General features: G+C 58.4%; 22 protein-coding genes and 1 pseudogene. 6 read left to right on the top strand and 17 right to left on the bottom strand.

Annotation, left to right across the window (positions count from 1 at the left end; translation table 11 throughout):
* Positions 1-58: 58 nt before the first annotated feature.
* Positions 59-1,435 (top strand): MFS transporter, encoded by a 1,377-nt coding sequence (locus ACQZ5Y_RS15225; RefSeq protein WP_174050181.1) that lies wholly within the window; start codon positions 59-61, stop codon positions 1,433-1,435.
* Positions 1,436-1,486: 51 nt separating this feature from the next.
* On the opposite strand, the gene phaR is transcribed toward ACQZ5Y_RS15225, so the two are convergent.
* Positions 1,487-2,062, bottom strand: a complete 576-nt coding sequence (phaR, locus tag ACQZ5Y_RS15220) for a polyhydroxyalkanoate synthesis repressor PhaR (RefSeq protein WP_003516476.1) — start codon at positions 2,060-2,062, stop codon at positions 1,487-1,489.
* 241 nt (positions 2,063-2,303) lie between these two features.
* Here phaR and ACQZ5Y_RS15215 point away from each other — a divergent pair, with 241 nt between their 5' ends.
* From ACQZ5Y_RS15215 to bfr, 4 genes are all read left to right on the top strand, one after another.
* Positions 2,304-3,482 carry an acetyl-CoA C-acetyltransferase gene (locus ACQZ5Y_RS15215; RefSeq protein WP_174050184.1) on the top strand — a complete coding sequence of 393 codons (1,179 nt, stop codon included), beginning with the start codon at positions 2,304-2,306 and terminating at the stop codon, positions 3,480-3,482.
* 127 nt (positions 3,483-3,609) lie between these two features.
* Positions 3,610-4,335: an acetoacetyl-CoA reductase gene (phbB, locus tag ACQZ5Y_RS15210; RefSeq protein ID WP_003516474.1), complete on the top strand. Its 726-nt coding sequence runs from the start codon at positions 3,610-3,612 to the stop codon at positions 4,333-4,335.
* A 261-nt stretch (positions 4,336-4,596) separates the two neighbouring features.
* The gene (locus tag ACQZ5Y_RS15205) at positions 4,597-4,908 is read left to right on the top strand and encodes a (2Fe-2S)-binding protein (protein WP_013636971.1); all 312 of its coding nucleotides are present in this window, start codon (positions 4,597-4,599) and stop codon (positions 4,906-4,908) included.
* On the top strand, positions 4,874-5,359 hold the full coding sequence (gene bfr, locus ACQZ5Y_RS15200) for a bacterioferritin (RefSeq protein WP_003516472.1): 486 nt from the start codon (positions 4,874-4,876) through the stop codon (positions 5,357-5,359). The genes ACQZ5Y_RS15205 and bfr overlap by 35 nt, the downstream gene beginning before the upstream one ends.
* 48 nt (positions 5,360-5,407) lie before the next feature.
* Here the strand turns inward: bfr and ACQZ5Y_RS15195 are convergent, their stop codons facing one another.
* The 14 genes and pseudogenes from ACQZ5Y_RS15195 to rplU form a co-directional block, all read right to left on the bottom strand.
* Positions 5,408-5,920, bottom strand: a complete 513-nt coding sequence (locus ACQZ5Y_RS15195; RefSeq protein ID WP_026330894.1) for an RNA pyrophosphohydrolase — start codon at positions 5,918-5,920, stop codon at positions 5,408-5,410.
* 58 nt (positions 5,921-5,978) lie between these two features.
* Positions 5,979-7,178 (bottom strand): divergent polysaccharide deacetylase family protein, encoded by a 1,200-nt coding sequence (locus tag ACQZ5Y_RS15190; protein ID WP_174050186.1) that lies wholly within the window; start codon positions 7,176-7,178, stop codon positions 5,979-5,981.
* Positions 7,179-7,241: 63 nt separating this feature from the next.
* Positions 7,242-8,567 (bottom strand): S41 family peptidase, encoded by a 1,326-nt coding sequence (locus ACQZ5Y_RS15185; RefSeq protein ID WP_003516467.1) that lies wholly within the window; start codon positions 8,565-8,567, stop codon positions 7,242-7,244.
* A complete protein-coding gene (locus ACQZ5Y_RS15180) occupies positions 8,557-9,963 on the bottom strand; it encodes a murein hydrolase activator EnvC family protein (RefSeq protein ID WP_174050188.1) in 1,407 nt (468 codons plus the stop codon). Before ACQZ5Y_RS15180 ends, ACQZ5Y_RS15185 begins: the two co-directional genes overlap by 11 nt.
* A 159-nt stretch (positions 9,964-10,122) precedes the next feature.
* Entirely contained in the window at positions 10,123-10,605 is a 483-nt protein-coding gene (rlmH, locus tag ACQZ5Y_RS15175; RefSeq protein ID WP_003516464.1) for a 23S rRNA (pseudouridine(1915)-N(3))-methyltransferase RlmH, read from the bottom strand.
* A 158-nt stretch (positions 10,606-10,763) separates the two neighbouring features.
* Positions 10,764-11,208 (bottom strand): annotated as a pseudogene (gene rsfS / locus ACQZ5Y_RS15170) (ribosome silencing factor).
* A 94-nt stretch (positions 11,209-11,302) separates the two neighbouring features.
* A complete protein-coding gene (locus ACQZ5Y_RS15165; protein ID WP_075807713.1) occupies positions 11,303-11,887 on the bottom strand; it encodes a nicotinate-nucleotide adenylyltransferase in 585 nt (194 codons plus the stop codon).
* 42 nt (positions 11,888-11,929) lie between these two features.
* Entirely contained in the window at positions 11,930-13,216 is a 1,287-nt protein-coding gene (locus ACQZ5Y_RS15160) for a glutamate-5-semialdehyde dehydrogenase (RefSeq protein WP_174050190.1), read from the bottom strand.
* Entirely contained in the window at positions 13,209-14,378 is a 1,170-nt protein-coding gene (gene proB / locus ACQZ5Y_RS15155) for a glutamate 5-kinase (protein ID WP_003516458.1), read from the bottom strand. Before proB ends, ACQZ5Y_RS15160 begins: the two co-directional genes overlap by 8 nt.
* Complete coding sequence (obgE, locus tag ACQZ5Y_RS15150) at positions 14,375-15,442, bottom strand: GTPase ObgE (protein ID WP_003516456.1); 1,068 nt, start codon at positions 15,440-15,442, stop codon at positions 14,375-14,377. The genes proB and obgE overlap by 4 nt, the downstream gene beginning before the upstream one ends.
* Before the next feature lie 168 nt (positions 15,443-15,610).
* Positions 15,611-16,201 carry a GNAT family N-acetyltransferase gene (locus ACQZ5Y_RS15145; RefSeq protein WP_025594658.1) on the bottom strand — a complete coding sequence of 197 codons (591 nt, stop codon included), beginning with the start codon at positions 16,199-16,201 and terminating at the stop codon, positions 15,611-15,613.
* Complete coding sequence (locus tag ACQZ5Y_RS15140; protein WP_003516453.1) at positions 16,198-16,830, bottom strand: GNAT family N-acetyltransferase; 633 nt, start codon at positions 16,828-16,830, stop codon at positions 16,198-16,200. Before ACQZ5Y_RS15140 ends, ACQZ5Y_RS15145 begins: the two co-directional genes overlap by 4 nt.
* 131 nt (positions 16,831-16,961) lie before the next feature.
* Positions 16,962-17,231 (bottom strand): 50S ribosomal protein L27, encoded by a 270-nt coding sequence (gene rpmA, locus ACQZ5Y_RS15135; RefSeq protein ID WP_003492686.1) that lies wholly within the window; start codon positions 17,229-17,231, stop codon positions 16,962-16,964.
* A gap of 40 nt (positions 17,232-17,271) precedes the next feature.
* Entirely contained in the window at positions 17,272-17,586 is a 315-nt protein-coding gene (gene rplU, locus ACQZ5Y_RS15130; RefSeq protein ID WP_003516451.1) for a 50S ribosomal protein L21, read from the bottom strand.
* Positions 17,587-17,914: 328 nt separating this feature from the next.
* On the opposite strand from rplU, the gene ACQZ5Y_RS15125 reads away from it, so the two are divergent.
* Positions 17,915-18,355, top strand: coding sequence for a metallopeptidase family protein (locus tag ACQZ5Y_RS15125; protein ID WP_003516449.1), 441 nt, complete (start codon positions 17,915-17,917; stop codon positions 18,353-18,355).
* Between the two features lie 21 nt (positions 18,356-18,376).
* On the opposite strand, the gene ACQZ5Y_RS15120 is transcribed toward ACQZ5Y_RS15125, so the two are convergent.
* A complete protein-coding gene (locus tag ACQZ5Y_RS15120) occupies positions 18,377-18,583 on the bottom strand; it encodes a DUF1737 domain-containing protein (RefSeq protein WP_003505258.1) in 207 nt (68 codons plus the stop codon).
* Complete coding sequence (locus ACQZ5Y_RS15115; RefSeq protein ID WP_174050192.1) at positions 18,580-19,491, bottom strand: HpcH/HpaI aldolase/citrate lyase family protein; 912 nt, start codon at positions 19,489-19,491, stop codon at positions 18,580-18,582. Before ACQZ5Y_RS15115 ends, ACQZ5Y_RS15120 begins: the two co-directional genes overlap by 4 nt.
* Positions 19,492-19,578: the final 87 nt, after the last annotated feature.

The raw sequence follows: 19,578 nt of genomic DNA, 5'->3' as shown, positions 1-19,578 counted from the left end.
AATGAAGCGTTTGCGCCGGCATCACGCATTTTATCCCCCATATCCGATAGGACGATGAATGACTGTCCCCTCCCCAAATGCGGAAACAGTGGTTGCCAAACGCGGCATCTGGGGCTGGGTCATGTTCGATTGGGCGGCACAGCCCTTTTTCACGGTCGTTACGACCTTCGTTTTCGGACCCTACTTTGTCGCCCGCCTCACCGATGATCCTATTTCGGCGCAGGCGACATGGAGCAATATGGCGACGGTCTCCTCGATCATCATCGCCCTCTTCTCGCCCATCCTCGGCTCCATTGCCGACCAGTCCGGCGCGCGCAAACCGTGGATCGCCTTTTTTGCCGCCATCAAGATCGTCAGTCTTTTATTCCTCTGGTTTGCAGCACCGGGTTCGCCGATCATCCTGCCCATCGTCTGCATGATATTCGCATCCATCGCGGCGGAGTTTTCGATCGTCTTCAACGATTCCATGATGCCGCGACTGACCAATCCGCAGAATGTCGGACGCATTTCCAATCTCGCCTGGGGGCTCGGTTATCTCGGCGGCATGGTGGTGCTGATTGCCGTAGTGACGCTTCTGGCCGCAAATCCACAGACAGGGCTGACTATCGCCGGTATCAAGCCGCTTTTCGGTCTCGATCCCGCAACCGGCGAGGACGCCAGAATAACCGGCCCGATAGCTGCAATCTGGTATTTGCTCTTCATTCTGCCGATGTTTCTGCTGACCCCGGATGCGGACAGGGGCCTACCCTTCGGAGCGGCGATCCGCTCTGGTCTTGCGGAGCTCAAGACAACCCTGCGCGAACTTCGAGACAGACCTGTCCTGTTGCGGTTCCTGATTGCACGTATGCTTTATCAGGACGGCGTCAACGGCGTGCTCATTCTGGGTGGCGTATTTGCGGCGGGAATGTTCGGTTGGGCGACGATGGAAATCGGCCTCTTCGGCATCCTGCTCAACGTTGTCGCCATCGTGGGCTGCTTTGCGGCCGGGCGCGTCGATCAGAAACTTGGCTCGCGGATCACCATCCTCATCAGCCTGGTTCTTCTGCTCATCGCGACGGTCGGCATCATCTCGACAGAAAAGGGCTCGACACTGTTTGGCTGGATCCAATTGCCGACAGCGGACAATGGCGGCATCTTCGCAACCGGCGCTGAAAAGGCCTATCTGCTCTATGGCATATTGATTGGCCTCGCCTTCGGTCCCGTTCAGGCCTCGTCGCGTTCCTATCTGGCGCGCAACATCACCATTGCCGAGGCGGGACGCTATTTCGGCATCTATGCGCTATCGGGCCGCGCCACCAGTTTCATGGCGACGCTGTCCTTTTCAATAGCAACCTACCTCAGTGGCTCCGCACACATCGGCATGGCCACCCTCATCGTGTTTCTGGGGTTGGGGTTTGTTCTGTTGTTGCGCGTCCCGGAACGGGCAGCAAACTGAAGAACCGGAGAGAGCATTTGAGGGGTCTCACCCGAAATGCTCCAGCCTCCTTCAGAGCTGATCGAGTTTTTGCTGCAATGCGCGCAGCTGCGACTTCAGCTCATCTATTTCGGATGCATTCGGCTTGCGCGTTTCCTTGGGCGCCTGCGGCATTGCAAAAGGTGTGAACCCCTGCATTGCCTGCCGGAACAGTTCCGTATTGCGGCGGATCTGCTCTTCCATCATTTGCAATGGAGCTTGGAAATTCCGGGCAAGCGACCCGTCACCGAACGCCTTGGCCATATGCTCCTGCATCTGGCTCTGCTGATCGGAGAAGGTTTTCATCGAATGTTCGAGAAATGTCGGAACGACCATCTGCATCTGGTCACCGTAGTAGGAGATCAATTGCCGCAGAAACGCCGTTGGCAAAAGCGTATTGCCGGTTTTGGCTTCCTGTTCAACAATGATCTGCGTCAGAACCGCATGAGTGATGTCTTCGGATGATTTGGCGTCCTGAACCTTGAAGTCCTCGCCGCGTTTAACCATCTGCGCCAGATCATCCAGCGTCACATAGGTGCTGGTTCCGGTGTTGTAGAGCCGCCGGTTGGCATATTTTTTAATGATTGTTTCGCCGTCGTGTTTTGCCATGCCCGCCTCCTCGCGATGATGGTATTTTCTTGTTTTTTGGTGTTATTGCTCTTCCCGCGCGAAGTGTATGCGCAAAACAAGCCTCGTGACAAATGTTTTGTGCATCGCAACAGTTTGTTTTTTGCGCAGCAATTTTCCGCAAGATTCCGGCTTGATTTAGCAACATCTTTTAAAGCAACTTTCGGCATTTGACTTGTATTCAAAGCTTTGCCAGTCTCCGCCCGCAAGTGAGGAGAAACAGATGACGCCTTCAATCGTGATTGCCAGCGCTGCGCGCACTGCCGTCGGTTCTTTCAATGGTGGCTTTGCCAATACGCCCGCCCACGAGCTTGGGGCAACCGTCATCAACGCCGTCTTGGAGCGCGCCGGTGTCGCAGCCCGTGAAATCGATGAGGTCATCCTCGGTCAGGTGTTGACGGCAGGCGAAGGGCAGAACCCGGCGCGCCAGGCGGCGATGAAAGCCGGCATTCCGCAGGAGGCAACCGCCTTCGGCATCAATCAGCTATGCGGTTCCGGCCTGCGCGCCGTCGCACTCGGCATGCAGCAGATCGTTACCGGCGACGCGGCCATCATCATTGCCGGCGGGCAGGAATCCATGTCCATGGCGCCCCATTGCGCGCATTTGCGCGGTGGCGTGAAAATGGGCGATTTCAAGATGATCGACACCATGCTGAAAGACGGCCTGACGGATGCCTTTTACGGCTACCACATGGGCATAACCGCCGAGAACATCGCCCGGCAATGGCAGCTTTCCCGTGATGAACAGGACCAGTTCGCTGTCGCATCGCAAAACAAGGCCGAAGCCGCGCAGAGCGCCGGCCGTTTTGCAGATGAGATCGTGGCTTTCTCGGTCAAGGGCCGCAAGGCAGATATCATCATCGATGCTGACGAACATATCCGTACCGGCGTCTCGCTGGAAACCATGGCAAAGCTGCGCCCCGCCTTCGACAAGGAGGGCACGGTAACGGCCGGCAACGCCTCCGGCCTCAATGATGGCGCGGCTGCCACACTTCTGATGTCGGAGCAGGAAGCGGCAAAGCGCGGTATCAAACCGCTGGCGCGCATCGCCTCCTGGGCGACGGCGGGTGTCGATCCGCAGATCATGGGAACCGGCCCCATCCCCGCCTCGCGCAAGGCGTTGGCCAAGGCAGGCTGGTCGATCGGCGATATCGGCCTCGTTGAGGCGAACGAAGCGTTTGCCGCACAGTCCTGCGCTGTCGTGCGTGAGCTTGGTCTTGATCCTGATATCGTCAACGTCAATGGCGGTGCGATTGCCATCGGCCATCCGATTGGCGCATCCGGCGCCCGTGTGCTGAACACGCTGATTTTCGAGATGCGCCGCCGCAACGTATCGAAGGGCCTCGCAACGCTCTGCATCGGCGGCGGCATGGGTGTTGCCATGTGCATCGAGGCGCTCTGAAAACCGCCGTGCGGCCTTCCAAAAAGCAATTCCGGTTCAGCGGCCAATAGGGTAGAAGCGGTCTCCCATTGGCCGCATTTCTGTGGCCGTTGAGCACGGCTAAAACAGTTCAGGAAATGGAGGCCATATGAGCCGGGTTGCGTTGATTTCGGGCGGGACAAGCGGCATAGGCGCAGCAATAGCCCGCGCCTTGCAGGCAGCCGGCTACCAGGTGGCCGTCAATTACGCCTTCACGACCGATAGGGCAGAGGCCTTCCAGAAAGAAACCGGCATCCCCGCGTTTCAATGGGACGTGCGAGACTATGATGCCTGCGTGAAAGGCATAGCCCAGGTTGAAGAGGCCTTCGGCCCCGTCGAGGTTCTCGTCAACAATGCCGGCATCACCCGCGATGCGATGTTTCACAAGATGACACCGCAGCAATGGCGCGAGGTGATCGACACCAACCTCACCGGCGTCTTCAACATGACGCATCCAGTCTGGTCGGGTATGCGCGATCGCGGCTTCGGTCGCATCGTCAATATTTCCTCCATCAATGGCCAGAAGGGCCAGGCAGGCCAGGTCAACTATTCCGCCTCAAAGGCTGGCGATATCGGCTTCACCAAGGCGCTCGCCCAGGAAGGCGCAAGCCGCAACATTACCGTCAACGCCATCTGCCCCGGTTACATCGGCACGGAGATGGTGAGGGCTATACCGGAGAAAGTGCTGGCCGAGCGGATCGTGCCGCAAATCCCGGTCGGGCGCCTGGGCGAACCGGAAGAAATCGCGCGCTGCGTCCTGTTTCTCGTGTCGGACGAGGCTGGTTTCATAACCGGCTCCACGATGACCGCAAATGGCGGGCAATATTTCGCCTGAGATCGGCACCCTTCTAACGGGAAGGAAGCAGGTAAACTTTTCGTGATATTTGCCCTGATGATATCGCCACGCACAAAAACTTGATCGAAAAATACCGCAATATAGGAACTGCTAAACTAATGAAAATACGACAGTTTTCGTATAGTTTAGAATGAATCCAGAGTTCACTTTCGGATATCCTCGGAGGTTTTTCTTGACAGTGGGTGTCCTGTTTTGGTTTAAGAACGAAAACAACGTGTTGCGTCATACAGGCAGTCGATCATGCTGGTTTGCAGCTGCAATTACATCACCGACCACGATATCCGGGACGTCATTAACGAACTCCTCGATGAGGACTGTTGGCAGCTTATCGTTCCGGCAAAAGTGTATCATGCCATGGAAAAACGTGGCCGCTGCTGCGGCTGTTTCCCGACTGTCGTCGACCTGATCATACAGACAACTGAAGAATATCACGCCCGTCGCCACTCGACGGAAGCAGATGTTTTTGATTTTATGTCCCGCTTGAAGCGATTCCATGAAGAGAACAGGAGAGCGGACATTGAAAGGCGACACAAGAGTCATCGAGCGGCTTAACGAAGCCCTTTTTCTAGAACTCGGTGCGGTAAACCAGTATTGGCTTCACTACCGACTTCTGAATGACTGGGGCTACACCAAGCTTGCAAAGAAGGAGCGTGCGGAATCCATCGAAGAGATGCAGCACGCCGACAAGATCATCGATCGTATCATTTTCCTGGAAGGTCATCCCAACCTCCAGACCCTGGCTCCCCTGCGCATCGGTCAGAACGTCAAGGAAGTGCTCGAAGCCGATCTGGCGGGCGAATATGACGCACGGACGTCCTACAAGAAATCGCGCGACATCTGTTCCGAGGCCGGAGACTATGTCTCGATGAAGCTGTTCGAAGCACTGCTGATCGACGAGGAAGGTCACATCGACTTCCTTGAGACCCAGCTCGAACTTCTCGGCAAGATCGGTGCGGAAAAATACGGCCAACTCAACGCCGATTCCGCCAACGAAGCAGAATAAGCTTTCGCAATCGACCAAAGAAAAGGCGGCCAGTGGCCGCCTTTTTTATTACTTGCCGGCAAGGTGCCGGAATTCCGCAACCACTTTCTCGTAGACCGCGCGCTTGAAGGGCACGATGAGCTCCGGCAGGCTTTCCATCGGCTTCCAGTCCCAGGCGTCGAATTCAGCCGTATGCCCTGTTGGAGGTGGGTCGATCTGGATTTCGCTTTCGTCGCCACCGAAACGGAAGGCAAACCAGCGTTGCGCCTGCCCGCGGTACTTGCCTCTCAGGCCGATGCCGATCAGTTCGGGCGGCAGATCATAATGGATCCAGTCGCTCGCTTCCGCCAGCAACGTCACCGTTTTCATCCCCGTCTCTTCGTAAAGTTCGCGAATGGCGGCCGTCAAAGGCCGTTCACCGTCATCGATGCCGCCCTGCGGCATCTGCCACAATTGCGGTGAACCGTCATATTCCGAATTGCCTTCCCTGATGCGCCGGCCGGCCCAGACAAGGCCTTCGGCGTTCAGAACCATAATCCCCGCACAGGGACGGTAAGGCAAATCTTCTGCTTTGATTGTCATTGGAAACCCGCACTGTCTGCGCGCCGAAAAGGCGCTAAGGAATGGCCGCGCAGAAGGTTTACTGCCCCGCCTGCTGCGAGACAAGCGCAGAAACACCAACGATCTCAATACCGCGACCGCCCGCTTCCCGCGACCACTTCGAGATTGCAGCGATGCTTTCGTCAAAAGCCGAGGCAACGCCGATCGCCTGACCGTTACGTCGCGCGATCCGCTCCAATTCGTCCAGCTTGCGCAGGATAGTGGCTTCGGTGACCTCACCGTCAAGCAGAACATCGGCAAAGCCCTGCGGCGCGGAAATGGCTTTGGCAATCCCGCCGCTCAGCGACTGCGCCGAAGAGGCATCGTCCAGAAAAAGCAGCCCGCGCTTGCCGATATCGCGCATGACCGGCTCGAGCGCCGCCTGCTCGGAAAGGAAACGCCCGCCGAGATAATTCATGATGCCAGTATAATTGGTAATTTTCGCCATGGAGCGATGCAGCCGGTCGATATTGACCTTCGCGGGATCGCCCGCCAGCAGCGTGTCCGGGCCGGGATTGGTGCCGGGATACCCGAAGGGCTCCAGCGGTATCTGGAGAAGGATTTCATGCCCCTCACGGCGTGCTTCCTGCATCCAGCGCTGCAGGCTGTTGCCGCTTGCAGCAAAACCGAGCGTCACCTCCGGCGGCAGTTCCCGGATCGCCTTTTGCGAACCCGTCTGGCTGAGGCCGAGACCACCGACCACGATCGCCACCCGGGTGCCGCGCGCGCCGGACCATGGCCGGGCATATTGCTCCATCGGCCGCAAACCATCGGCACCGACGACCGGCAATCTGCCGAATGCGGTTTCTTCCAGTAATGCATCATTCGGCCGCGTGGCCATGCGCGGATCCTGACCGTAGGTCTGGCCGCTCATCAGCACCGGTCCGTCGCTGTCACGGGGGCGAGGAGAATAGACCGATACCACATTGCCATCCGGCATCGTCGCCTGATTTATATTCGCGCCGGAGCGGCCGCTTTCCGGCTTCAGACCAGCCGTGTCGTCAGGATCCGCCACATCGGCTGCTGCCGTTTTCGGAGCATCTTCGGGGAGCTGGGGCTGGGTGTCCGGCCCGGAAGCCGTCTTCTGGAGATTGCCGGGCGACAGGGCCGTATAGACGGAAAGCCCGCCGATCGTCAGAACTGCAAGCGCGGACAGAACCATAATGACGGAAAAGCGCCGGTTGATACCGGCGCTTTTTTTCTGTCGACCCAGAAGCGGTTTTCGCAGGTCAGAAGGCAATGAACGATCCGTCCAAACGGTTAGGCAATCGAGAAAATGCGCCGGCTGGCCGGCGCATCCATCTTACTGCTTGTTGACCACAGCCTTGTCCGGGTTCGGCGGGAACGACGGATCGGTCTTGGCACCGCGCAACAGGTCCAGCGCATAATTCAGCTGGATATCGTCCTTGGCTTCCGGCGGAACGTAAGCTGAAGAACCCGAACCTTCGTCCGTTTCGCTCTGGCCCTTGATATGGCCGGTCAGGCTGGATTCACCTTCTGTCGTGACACGACCCTGCAATTCCGGCGGCAGCGGCTGTTCGACCTTGATATCAGGCGTAATGCCCGTGCCCTGGATCGATTTGCCAGACGGCGTGTAATAAAGCGCCGTGGTCAGACGCAGCGCGCCGGCCTCGCCGAGCGGGATGATCGTCTGGACCGAACCCTTGCCGAAGGAGCGCGTGCCGACCACAGTCGCGCGACGCAGATCCTGCAGCGCACCGGCGACGATTTCAGACGCCGAAGCAGAGCCACCGTTGATGAGCACGATAACCGGCTTGCCATCGGTCAGATCGCCAGCTGTCGCATTGAAGCGACGGGTCTCGTCCGGGTTACGGCCACGGGTCGAAACGACTTCGCCACGCTGGAGGAAGGCGTCGGAAACATTGATCGCCTGATCGAGCAGACCACCGGGGTTGAGACGCAGATCGAGCACGTAGCCCTTCAGCTTGTCAGCCGGCACATCCGTCTTGATCTTCTTGATCGCCTTTTCGAGATCGTCATAGGTCTTCTCGGTAAATGAGATGACGCGGAGATAACCGACATCGCCCTCGACACGGGACTTGACCGCGCGTACGGCAATGACATCACGCATGACGGTGAATTCGAGCGGCTTGTCGGCGCCCTGGCGGATGATCGTCAGTTTGATCGGCGTCTTGACCGCGCCGCGCATCTTCTCGACCGCCTGCTCCAGCTTCAGACCGCGAACCGGCGTACCGTCGATTTCCGAAATATAGTCGCCGGCAAGAATGCCTGCGCGCGAAGCCGGCGTGTCGTCCATCGGCGAGATGACTTTGACCAGTTCATTTTCCATGGTCACTTCGATGCCGAGACCGCCGAACTCACCCTTGGTCTGGGTGCGCATGTCGTTGGCGTCCTTGGCATTCATGAAGCTCGAATGCGGATCAAGCGAGCTGAGCATGCCGTTGATGGCATTCTCGACCAGCTTCTCGTCATCCGGCGGCGTCACATATTGCGCACGCACCCGTTCGAACACGTCGCCAAAGATTGACAGTTCCTTATAGGTCGAAGGCCCGGCCGCCTGTGCCGGCATGCTCGCCGAATAAATCACACTCATCGCCGTGGCGCCCATAAGCCCACCGATAAGGAGAAGCGAAACCTTACGAATCATTGTGCGCCCTTCCGGTATTTTTTGCGGTCCACCAAGGTTGGGAATCAACCGGCACACCATCTTTCCTGAACTCAATGTAGAGCGTTGGCCGGTCGGTTTCCAGCGCCAATGCTGCTGCACTCGCTACTCTTTTTGCACCCATGGAGGCGATTGGCTCTCCGGAGAACACAAACATTCCCTGTCGTGTCCTCACATTGTCCATTCCCGTCATGACCACATGGTATCCGTCACCCGTATTGAGGATGATCATTCGGCCGTAACTGCGAAAATCTCCGGCAAATACAACAAAGCCGTCTGCGGGTGCCGTCACGATGGCCTCAGGCCCGGTCGCGACGACAATTCCCTTGGAAAAGTGGCCCGTACCATCCGCATCGCCGAACCGGCGCAACACATCTCCAGCCACCGGCAGGTCCAGCTTTGCCTTCAAACTCGCGAAGGGATATGCGGGCGCAATACGGTTTTTATCGGGCATTCCCGCCTCGGCTGCGGCACGCTCCTTCTCACGTTCCGCTTCGGAAAGACGGGCCACGCGCTGCTCTTCCGCACGCGCCCTTTCCATAGCTTCCCGCACCGAACTGATCTCACTTTCAAGCGAACCGACCAGACCTTCGAGGCTGGTCGCCTTGCTTGCAAGCTCCTCGGATCGCTTGCGTTCCGCCTCCAGCGCCGCGGCCGTCTGCGAATTTCTGCGGTCGTTTTCAGCAAGCAGCAAGTCGAGGCGTTTTTCCTCTTCCAGACTTGCCGTCATCATACCCGTAAGATCGTCCTTTTCGCGAGCGATTGCCTGCCTGACGTCGGTCAATTCTTTGAGAGCAGAAACCAGCTTGTCGGTCTCACCGCGAATGCCGGGCACGACGGCGCCGAGAAGAATGGCGCTGCGCACCGAAGCCAGCGCATCATCAGGCGAAACGAGAAGGGCGGGGGGAGGGTTTCTGCCCATACGCTGCAGCGCCGCCAGAACCTCCGCCAGCACACCACGCCTCTCGCGCAGGGATGCCTTGACGCCATCTTCGCGGACCGAAAGCTTGGCCAGACGATCCTCGCCATCGCTGATCTTGGTTTCCAGCGCCTTGCGGCGTGCAGCCGACGCTATCAGCTCCTCGCGGATACGGGCGCTGTCCTGATTAAGGGAAGCAATGCTCTCCTCGAGATTTCGGGTCTTGTCTTCCGAAAGTCCGATGCTGTCGACCAGCTCTTCCAGATCCTGGCGGTTCTGATCACGGCGCTTTTCCAGCGTCTGAAGCGCCTCCGGCGACGAATCACCCTCACCAGCAGGCGCGGCACCCGCATCATCGCGCGAAAAGGCGCGTTCAACGGGGGAAATCCCCAGGACAAGGACAGCGAAAACCGCGCCCGCAAGGGCAGCGTGGCGTTTTCGTTGAGACCTCTTGTCCATTTGAACTTTCTTTGATGCCGAAGCAGGAGCGCCGATACTAGGGATTTTGCCCCAATCTTCCAAGAGGCCAGAAACAGGCTGGCTTCAAAGCCTTCACGCCTTTCCGTCTCGCGAAGCTTCATGTTGAAATTGAGACAATTTTCCACATGAAGATCACGCTCAAACGCGATGATAGGGATGACCGGAGAGGATGGTGACGGCGCGGTAAAGCTGTTCGGCGATCAGAATACGAACGATCTGGTGCGGCCATGTGAGCTTGCCGAGATTAAGAACGGCCGCCGCTCTATCGTAAAGTGCAGGATCTAGGCCGTCGGCGCCACCAATCGCGATCACGAGGTCGCGCTTGCCGCTATCACGCAGATCGCCAAAAAACGAGGCAAAGGCCGGGCTATCCAGCGCCTTGCCGCGCTCGTCCAGGAGCACGAGCACGGTACCATCAGCCAGATGTTTTTCCAGCATCGCCGCTTCTTCGCGCTTGCGCGTCTCCGCGTTCGATGCCCGGCTTTCCGCGACCTCAATCACGCGCGAAAACTCCAGCCCGATCGCCGGGCCGGTCTTGGCAAGGCGTTCGATATAACGGGTCGCAAGATCCTTTTCCGGGCCGGATTTCAGCCGTCCCACCGCAAAAATCGAAATCCGCATCGCAAACCTGCATCCATCGTGACCCAACAGGGTCACGCTCTTAACAGCATAGCCTACGGATTCCTATGCGGCCGGCTTGCTTTCCGACCACACACATCGACCCGAAATCAAAAATGATATTCGGGAGGCCCGATGTGCGACGTCAAAGGCTCACCGCATCAATGCAGCGTGTCTTCCGGCATTTCCGGCGTCGCCCACATTTTTTCAATGTTGTAGAAGACACGGATTTCCGGACGGAACACATGAACGATGATATCTCCGGTATCGATCAGCACCCAATCTCCGGTCTCGAGACCTTCGACGCGGGCGCTTCCAAACCCTTCATCCTTCATATCCTTGAGAAGATGCTCGCAGATCGCCGAGACATGCCTGTTCGATCGCCCGGAGACCACCACCATGTAGTCCGCAAGCGCCGATTTTCCGGCAATGTCGAGAGATACGATATCTTCAGCCTTGGAGTCCTCGAGGCTCGCGAGGACGGTTTCGAGGGCGTGGTCGGCGGCATCGGCGCCACTGTCCTGACCCTTCGGGATAGCAACAAATGCTCTTCCCTTGGCGTGTACTGTTGTCAGAGGTTTTCCCTTTCCAAGAATGACAAAACAGGCACTGGCGACGCGAATCTGTGCGTCACCAGATTAAGGTGGCACCAAAGCATTAACTTTTCAAGATATGGAGCCTTCAACGGCTGTCGCATACATCATTTGTGATTATTGCGGAGCGCCGTCGAACTGAGCGTGGAACGCGGACCATGGATAAAGACCCAGGCAGGCGCCTTTTTTTTCCACAAAACACCCGCATCATCCTCATCGATCCGCGCCTGGCTATAGGCCTGCGCCATGGTGGAGGAGAGGTAGGAGAGGGTGGAACCCGGCCGGTCGATCACCGCAATCGGAAAGGTCTCGGCGATCCTTCGCCATTGTTGCCAGCGATGGAAGCTTTTCAGATTGTCGGCTCCCATGATCCAGATGAAGCGGACATGCGGATTTTTTGCTTTCACCTTGGCAAGCGTATTGGCCGTGTAGCTGATCCCCAGCGATTTTTCAAAAGCCGTCACCTTGATGCGGGGATCGCTGACCAGCCTTTCGCAGGCAGCGATACGATCCTCCAGAGACGCCAGTTCCGAGCGGCTTTTCAGCGGATTGCCTGGCGTCACCATCCACCAGAGCTGGTCTAGACCCAGCCTGCGGAGCGCTATTTCGGCAACAAGGGCATGGCCGGCATGCGGCGGATTGAAGGAGCCGCCAAACAGCCCGACGACCATGCCGCGCTCCGCATGCGGCATGGTGAGATAACGTCTGTCGAGGCGTGTTTCGACCAGCAACTATCAGGTCCGCGTCTGACCGGTGCCATGCACGCGGTATTTGAACGACGTGAGCTGCTCGACACCAACCGGGCCGCGTGCATGCATCTTGCCCGTGGCGATGCCGATTTCCGCACCCATTCCGAATTCACCGCCATCGGCAAATTGCGTGGAAGCATTATGCAGCAGAATGGCCGAATCGAGTTCGTTGAAGAAACGCTCGACCACCGCTGGGTCCTCGGCGATCACCGCCTCCGTGTGGTTGGACGAATAGGTGCTGATGTGGTCGATCGCGCCGGAAATACCGTCCACGACAGCAACCGAAATGATCGCATCGAGATATTCGGTGCGCCAGTCATCTTCCGTTGCGGCTTTCAAGCCCTCGACAACATTACGCACGGCCTGCGAACCGCGTACTTCACAACCGGCCTCGATCAGGCCCTTGACGAGCGGTTCAAGATGCGTGGCAACAACAGCGGCATCCACCAGCAGCGTTTCCGCCGCGCCGCAAATGCCGGTGCGGCGCATCTTGGCATTCACGACGATGCGTTTCGCCATGTCGAGATCGGCCGATCCGTCGACATAGATATGGCAAATACCTTCCAGATGCGCAAAGACCGGAACCCGCGCCTCAGACTGCACCCGCGCAACCAGGCTTTTGCCGCCGCGCGGCACAATCACGTCAACCGCGCCATTCAATCCACCAAGAAGCGCGCCCACGGCAGCGCGGTCGGTGAGCGGCACCAGCTGAATGGCATGCTCGGGAAGACCGGCGATCTTCAGGCCCTCGACGAGGCAGGCATGGATACCACGCGATGAATGTTGCGAATCCGAGCCGCCGCGCAGGATGACCGCATTGCCCGCCTTGAGGCAGAGCGCGCCGGCATCTGCCGTCACATTCGGACGGCTCTCGTAAATCACGCCGATGACGCCAAGCGGCGTGCGCACGCGCTCGATCTTCAGACCGTTCGGGCGATCCCAGGCGGCAATGACTTCGCCAATCGGATCAGCCAGCGCGGCAACCGAGCGGATGCCTTCGGCGATACCGGCGATCCGCGCATCGTCAAGCGTAAGCCTGTCGATGAAGGAAGCGGCAAGGCCGCTATTATCCGCCGCCGCCAGATCTTTCCTGTTGGCGGCAAGGATCGTTTCCCTCGACGCCTCGATGGCGGACGCCATGGCGAGAAGCGCACGGTTTTTCTGATCGGTACCTGCGATGGACAACGGTCGCGAAGCAGCTTTTGCCTGTGCACCGATGGTCATCATCAGTGCATCAATATCATGGCTCTGCTTCACGGCCTGTTCAGGCATGGACCTCATCCTTTTCAGTATTTTTAACTTTCACGGCGGCACCCGTCATCACCAGATCGTCGCGATGGATCATCGCCGCACGCCCGACATAGCCGAGTATCGCCTCGATCTCGTTGGACTTGTGACCGATGATAAGACGCGCCTCTTCCGCATCGTAGCCTGCAAGGCCGCGCGCGACCTCTCGGCCCTCAACACCGATGATGGCAATCGCATCGCCGCGTCCAAAATTGCCCTTCACCACCCGCACGCCTGCGGGAAGCAGGCTTTTACCGGCATAGAGCGCTTTTTCCGCACCCGCATCCACATGAATCTCACCTGCCGGCTGCAACTGACCGGCAATCCAGGTCTTTCGCGCCGTCACCGGTGTGCCTGATGGCGCAAACCACGAGGAGCGGGCGCCGTTTTCGATGGCCTTCAACGGATTGAGCGTCTTGCCGGAAGCGATGATCATGCCGCAACCGGCAGCGGTCGCGATCTTGCCGGCATCGATCTTGGTGCGCATGCCGCCGCGTGAAAGCTCGGAAGCCGCACCGCCTGCCATGGCCTCAATCTCGGGCGTAATATCTGCAATCGTCTCAAGGAACTTCGCATCCGGATCAAGATGCGGCGGAGCCGTGTAAAGCCCGTCAATATCAGACAACAATACCAGAAGATCGGCACCGGTCATGGTGGCCACGCGGGCGGCCAGACGGTCATTGTCGCCGTAGCGGATTTCGGTGGTTGCCACCGTGTCGTTTTCATTGATGATCGGAATCGCACCGATCTTCAGCAGCTGGTTGATGGTGGCGCGCGCATTGAGGTAACGGCGGCGCTCCTCGGTGTCGGACAGCGTCAGCAGAATCTGGCCAGCAACGATCTCATGCCGCGACAGGCTTTCCGACCATGCCCGCGCCAGAGCGATCTGGCCAACGGCCGCCGCTGCCTGGCTTTCCTCCAGCTTCAACGCGCCGGAGGGCAGACCGAGCACCGTGCGGCCGAGCGCGATGGCGCCAGAAGACACCACCTGAACATCTGCGCCGTTTTTCTTCAGCGCAGCGATGTCCTCGCAAATGGCGTCAAGCCAATCTTTTTTGAGCCCGCTTTTCCGGTCCACCAGAAGTGCCGAACCGATCTTGATGACGATCCGGTGGTGGCTACCCAGCGGTTTGCGGGTGAGGCTCATAGGCGATCGTCCTCTTCCTCGGCCTCGCTATCCACAGGCATAGAGCGGTCGGGAAGGGCAGTCTCGCCGCCATTGCTTGCCGAGACGATGATATCGCGAAGGGCGCGCAGCGCCTCCGTCATACCAATGTGGGCAGCGGCAGACAGAAGGAGCGGAGGACGGCCGCAGGCCTTTTCCAGTTCCTTTGCCTTCTTTTTCAGTTCTTTTTCGTCCAGCACGTCGATTTGCGAAAGCGCCACGATTTCCGGCTTGTCGGTCAAGCCGCCACCATAGGCATCCAGTTCGGCCTTGACAGTCTTATAGGCCTGCCCGACCTTTTCTTCCTGCGCGGAGACGAGATGCAGAAGCACACGGGTGCGCTCCACGTGGCCGAGGAAACGGTCGCCGATGCCCACACCCTCATGCGCACCTTCGATCAGGCCGGGAATATCGGCCAGCACGAATTCACGGCCGTCAATGGTCGCGACGCCGAGGTTCGGATGCAGCGTGGTGAAGGGGTAATTGGCGATCTTCGGCCGCGCGCGCGTCACGGTCGCGAGGAATGTCGACTTACCTGCATTTGGCAGACCAACGAGACCGGCGTCAGCGATCAGCTTCAGGCGAAGCCAGAGCGTCTTTTCTTCGCCCGCAAGGCCCGGATTGGCATGGGTCGGCGCCTGATTGGTCGAAGACTTGAAATAGGCGTTGCCGAAACCGCCGTTACCGCCAGCGGCAAGACGAAAACGCTGGCCTTCCTTTGTCAGGTCGACGATCAGCGTCTCGTTGTCTTCCTCGAAAATCTGCGTGCCGACAGGCACTTTCAGAACCACGTCGGAACCCTTGGCGCCGGTGCGGGTCTTACCCATGCCGTGCTGTCCGATCGAGGCCTTGAAATGCTGCTGGAAGCGGAAGTCGATCAGCGTGTTGAGACCGTTGACCACCTCGATCCAGACGTCGCCGCCGCGTCCGCCATCGCCGCCATCAGGGCCGCCGAACTCGATGAATTTTTCGCGTCGGAAGGAAACGGCGCCCGCGCCGCCATCACCGGACTTGATATAGATTTTTGCTTCATCGAGAAATTTCATCGGACTGCCGTTCTGTCGGTTTGCGGGCACATCAGCTCAAGGCGTTGTGCCAAACAAAAATATCGTCGTTTCGAATACAAGCGCTTCTCCACAAGGTCAAAGACTATCGTGCGGGAAGCGCCTGCGTGAGACAAGGCCGGTTTGCGGCAACCGGCCTTGTTTTGATTGTCAGCGGTGCTGCGGAACGAAATCCTCAGCCGTGATCGCCGTATCGATATGCGCCACCATCGCAGCACGCGCCGTGGCGTAAATCTGGTGGCAGCCGGTCACCCGGAAGCCCAGTTTTTCCTGCACGCGCAGCGAAGCCGGATTATCCGCAAACACACCGGAATGGAGAACCACACCGGGCATGCGGCGGAAGAACCGCTCGACCACGGCGGCCACCGCCTCGGTCATGTAACCCTTGCCCCAGTAGAACCGGTTCAGCCAGTAGCCGAGATGCCACTCGCCATGCCGCAATTCGACCGAGACGACGCCTATCAGGGTATCGTCACCGCTTGTGATGGCGAAATCCCAATCGGGCAGGGTGCCTGAAGTACGCAGGACCAGCCATTCCAGCGCATCCTGTCGATGATACGGCGCGGGAACACGGGCCAGCATCCTGGTCACGGCAAAATCGCCAAGCGATTCCGCAATGCTGCCGGCATCGGAAAGCCGCTGCGGACGCAGCACCAGACGCGACGTCTCGATGACCGGGCAGGGGCCGGGCGGCGCGACCGTCGCAGTTGCCCGGTGACGGGTAAGCTCGATCGTGCTCATCCCATGTCCCCCCAGCTCTTCAGCGAAACCCAGGTCTTGCGGTCCAGCCTGTACCATTCTACCGGTACCATGCCGCCCAGTGCCAGCGAACCGACCATGCCGGAGCCCTGGAACTGGAAACCGCACTTCTGGATGACCCGGCGCGAGGGGATGTTGGTGACCCGGCAGCGGGCATCGATCTGGTCGATTTCACGCGTGCGGAAGGCCATGTCGATCAGCGCATGCGTGGCTTCGGTCATGTAGCCCCGGTTCCAGTAGGGTTCCCCCAGCCAGTAACCGATTTCCAGCGTCTTTTCGTCTTCCTGCGGTTCAAGCGCGCAGCAACCCAGAAACTCGCCATTGTCCATGCGGGTAATCGCATAGACGCACTTGCCGATCTCGCCAGCATTGGTGCGTCGCACGAAGTCCGCGGCGTCTTTGGCCGTGTACGGGTGCGGCATACGCGACACCATGGTCGCGATATTGGCATTGTTGGCAAGATGGGCAAGGGCGTCGATGTCTTCTTCGTGAGGCTTACGTAAAACCAGCCTCTGCGACAGTAAAACGGGGCAATCGCTCCTCGACCGATCGGGCCTCGGCCGCTCTTCGGGTGACCGTGATTGGTCAACCCTCAACAATTCAGCTTGCATGGTTCAGTCCCTCCTGGGGGTTAAAGAAAAAGGGGAGTTGGGTGGTACCCCATCTCCCCTGTTTTCTTGACTGAACCTGATACGTCTCAGCCGGGTCGATGGGACACCGGCTGCATATGACGCTTACCGGCTTATTCTGCGGCTTCCGCTTTCGGGGCCACGGATACGAATACGCGGCCGTTGGCCTTCGTACGGAAGTTCACGTTACCTGCGGTCAGTGCGAAAATCGTGTGGTCCTTGCCGATGCCAACGTTGGCGCCCGGATGCCACTGGGTTCCGCGCTGACGCAGAATAATGTTGCCTGGAATGACAGCTTCGCCGCCGAACTTCTTTACGCCAAGGCGCTTGGATTCGGAATCGCGACCGTTACGCGATGAACCGCCAGCTTTTTTGTGTGCCATTGGAGTTCTCCTTTAAACCTTGTTTCCCGTGTCGCGCCGATCAGGCAGCAACGATGTCCGTGATGCGGACGACAGTGTGATGCTGACGATGGCCGCGCGAACGCTTGGAGTTCTGACGACGACGCTTCTTGAAGGCGATGACCTTCTTGCCGCGATTGTGCTCGACAACTTCAGCCTTGACGATGGCACCCTTGACAAAGGGAGCACCGAACTGAGCGTCGGCGCCTTCGCCGATCACGAGAACTTCGGTGAATTCTACGGTTGCGCCTGCCTCTGCTTCCAGCTTTTCGATGGTCAGCACGGCATCGGCCGCTACGCGGTACTGCTTACCGCCGGTCTTGATGACTGCGAACATTTGTTATCCTTTCATGTTCGTTCCGGCTCTGCTCGCCAAAGCAAGCTGGCCGTCTTTTTATCAGTCGGAGTAGCGGAAATCCGTCAGGACTGAATGCCCTTTTGAAAGTCTGCCGGTGAAGCCGCCTTTGAGGGGCGGAATAAACAGAAGGCGCAATACGCCATCAATTTGGGTGCGAATTACGCGAGACATCAGTTTATGTCAAGATGACGGATGTTTGAAAAGTAACTCTAACGCCAAGAATTTCATGCTTTTTTGGCAAGCGAAGCAGTCAGGTCTCGAAATTTGCGCAGCAAGTGTTTATATGGGCCTTCAACAAGGAGCAGAAATGGCCCGCATAGACCAGACCGACGATTGGCGGGACCGCCATGCGCCGACACTTTCCGCCTTCGAGTCGCTTGCGATCGAGGCATATGGCCACCTGCCAGAAGAATTCCGTGCATTGACCAAGGATCTCGTCATCGAGATCTCTGATTTCCCGACAGACGAAGTGTTCGAGGACATGGCGCTCGAAACACCGTTCGACCTGCTGGGATTGTTCGAGGGGCGCGGTATCTCCGAACGTTTCACCATGGAAACCGGCGAGATGGTGAACCGCATCACGCTTTATCGCCGCCCCATTCTCGACTACTGGGCCGAGAATGAGGAAACGCTGGGCGACATCATCACCCATGTCCTCATCCACGAGATCGGCCATCACTTCGGCCTGTCGGATGACGACATGGAGCGGATCGAGGAAAGCGCCGACGAGGCCGCGGCGGAGCGCTGAGCCCGCCGACAGCCACGCCTCTTATTGCTCGCCGAGCTTCATATCCGGGTGGTATTCCTTGCCCTCGACCACCTTGGTCACGGCCTGGCCGCAATGCATGACGCCGCTTGCGGCGTTGAAGGCGTAGCTGGGCGAACCGGCAAGTTCCCACCCCTTGTTCAGAGCTTCGGTGACCCGGTGACAGAACTTCGCGTCATCGGGACCTGTAATGAAACGATAGACCTTCACGTCTTTTGCGCCTTTCGTTGTGCGATGATATCGGCCATGGCGACCAGCCTTTCGGCTTGGCTCACATGCAGCCGTTCGATCATCCGCCCGTTCATGTTGATGACGTTCAATTCCACAGATTCGGGTTTTGCGAAAGCGTCAATAATCGCCCTGGCTTCAGCGACAGCGGCCTCATCGGGGCCGAAGTGGCGATTGGCGGGCTCGATCTGGGCCGGGTGGATCAGCATCTTGCCATCGAAGCCCATGGCGTGGCCCTGCTCGCACTCGGTGCCAAAAGCCGCGATATCGCGAAAATCATTCGACACGCTATCGATGACATCAAGCCCATAGGCGCGGGCGGCAAGCACCACCTGCATCATCCATGGCACGAGGTAGGTTCGCCCGGGCACGGAAGGAACCCGTGTCTCCTTGCGCAGATCGTTCAGTCCGAGGACGAAAGCGGCAAGCCGTCCATCCGGCGTATGGGCAGCGTCAGCAATGGACGCTGCGTTCAACACACCGAGCGGCGTCTCGATCATCGCCCAGATTTTCAAGCCCTGGGGCGCATCGGCCTCCGCCAGAAGGTCGGCCACATCGTGAATATCGGCGGACTGCTCTACCTTCGGTAATAATACCGCATCCGGCCGGCAGGAAAGCACGAGCTTTAAATCCTCCATACCATCCGGCGTTGACAGCGGATTGATACGGATAATGATCTCGCGTCCCACAAAGGGCGCATCCGAAAACAGCCTGCCCAGATTCTCTCGCGCCGCGCCCTTCACATCGGGTGCAACGGAATCCTCCAGATCGAGAATAACCCCATCGCAATCGAGATCGCGGATTTTTTCGAGCGCCCTGACATTGATGGCCGGAACCGATAGCAGCGAACGGCGCGGTCTCACAGGAATATTTTCGAAAAAATTAGTCATGCCGCACTTGTGTCAAGCTTTTGTGACATCTGCAACACGACAATCCACTGAATCCTCTTGCAAGCCGGAAGAAGAAGGCCCACATTC

The organism is Agrobacterium sp. A3-95, assembly GCF_053521785.1.
This window is presented reverse-complemented; position numbering and strand designations above follow the sequence as displayed.

Excerpts from the sequence above, each read along its gene's own strand:
- ACQZ5Y_RS15205 (WP_013636971.1), top strand. The coding sequence starts at position 4,597 with ATGCTGGTTTGCAGCTGCAATTACATCACCGACCACGATATCCGGGAC.
- ACQZ5Y_RS15160 (WP_174050190.1), bottom strand. The coding sequence starts at position 13,216 with ATGCCTGAACAGGCCGTGAAGCAGAGCCATGATATTGATGCACTGATG.
- ACQZ5Y_RS15225 (WP_174050181.1), top strand. The coding sequence starts at position 59 with ATGACTGTCCCCTCCCCAAATGCGGAAACAGTGGTTGCCAAACGCGGC.
- ACQZ5Y_RS15140 (WP_003516453.1), bottom strand. The coding sequence starts at position 16,830 with ATGCAAGCTGAATTGTTGAGGGTTGACCAATCACGGTCACCCGAAGAG.
- ACQZ5Y_RS15180 (WP_174050188.1), bottom strand. The coding sequence starts at position 9,963 with ATGGACAAGAGGTCTCAACGAAAACGCCACGCTGCCCTTGCGGGCGCG.
- phaR (WP_003516476.1), bottom strand. The coding sequence starts at position 2,062 with ATGGCAAAACACGACGGCGAAACAATCATTAAAAAATATGCCAACCGG.
- ACQZ5Y_RS15185 (WP_003516467.1), bottom strand. The coding sequence starts at position 8,567 with ATGATTCGTAAGGTTTCGCTTCTCCTTATCGGTGGGCTTATGGGCGCC.
- phbB (WP_003516474.1), top strand. The coding sequence starts at position 3,610 with ATGAGCCGGGTTGCGTTGATTTCGGGCGGGACAAGCGGCATAGGCGCA.
- rplU (WP_003516451.1), bottom strand. The coding sequence starts at position 17,586 with ATGTTCGCAGTCATCAAGACCGGCGGTAAGCAGTACCGCGTAGCGGCC.
- rlmH (WP_003516464.1), bottom strand. The coding sequence starts at position 10,605 with ATGCGGATTTCGATTTTTGCGGTGGGACGGCTGAAATCCGGCCCGGAA.
- ACQZ5Y_RS15145 (WP_025594658.1), bottom strand. The coding sequence starts at position 16,201 with ATGAGCACGATCGAGCTTACCCGTCACCGGGCAACTGCGACGGTCGCG.
- ACQZ5Y_RS15115 (WP_174050192.1), bottom strand. The coding sequence starts at position 19,491 with ATGACTAATTTTTTCGAAAATATTCCTGTGAGACCGCGCCGTTCGCTG.
- rpmA (WP_003492686.1), bottom strand. The coding sequence starts at position 17,231 with ATGGCACACAAAAAAGCTGGCGGTTCATCGCGTAACGGTCGCGATTCC.
- ACQZ5Y_RS15195 (WP_026330894.1), bottom strand. The coding sequence starts at position 5,920 with ATGACAATCAAAGCAGAAGATTTGCCTTACCGTCCCTGTGCGGGGATT.
- ACQZ5Y_RS15215 (WP_174050184.1), top strand. The coding sequence starts at position 2,304 with ATGACGCCTTCAATCGTGATTGCCAGCGCTGCGCGCACTGCCGTCGGT.
- ACQZ5Y_RS15165 (WP_075807713.1), bottom strand. The coding sequence starts at position 11,887 with ATGCCGCATGCGGAGCGCGGCATGGTCGTCGGGCTGTTTGGCGGCTCC.
- ACQZ5Y_RS15125 (WP_003516449.1), top strand. The coding sequence starts at position 17,915 with ATGGCCCGCATAGACCAGACCGACGATTGGCGGGACCGCCATGCGCCG.
- proB (WP_003516458.1), bottom strand. The coding sequence starts at position 14,378 with ATGAGCCTCACCCGCAAACCGCTGGGTAGCCACCACCGGATCGTCATC.
- obgE (WP_003516456.1), bottom strand. The coding sequence starts at position 15,442 with ATGAAATTTCTCGATGAAGCAAAAATCTATATCAAGTCCGGTGATGGC.